The sequence below is a fragment of the Pseudomonas paraversuta genome (genome assembly GCF_904063065.1).
Taxonomy (GTDB): Bacteria; Pseudomonadota; Gammaproteobacteria; order Pseudomonadales; family Pseudomonadaceae; genus Aquipseudomonas; species Aquipseudomonas paraversuta.
Genome location: NZ_CAJFCL010000064.1, coordinates 1 through 257 on the forward strand (window position 1 = coordinate 1; position 257 = coordinate 257).

General features: G+C 41.6%; 1 tRNA gene. It reads left to right on the forward strand.

The window, feature by feature from the left end:
* Positions 1-4: 4 nt before the first annotated feature.
* Positions 5-80 (forward strand) — tRNA-Ala (locus tag JQ845_RS22965).
* Positions 81-257: the final 177 nt, after the last annotated feature.

Genomic DNA, 257 nt, shown 5'->3' on the forward strand with positions numbered 1-257 from the left:
ATATGGGGCCATAGCTCAGCTGGGAGAGCGCCTGCCTTGCACGCAGGAGGTCAACGGTTCGATCCCGTTTGGCTCCACCATTACTTGCTTCTGTATCGTAAAGCTTAGAAATGAGCATTCCATCAAATGATGGTGAATGTTGATTTCTGATCTTTTGATTAGATCGTTCTTTAAAAATTTGGGTATGTAATAGAAAGTTAGACTGGATAGCACTTTCACTGGTGTTTATTCAGGCTAAGGTAAAATTTGTGAACGTT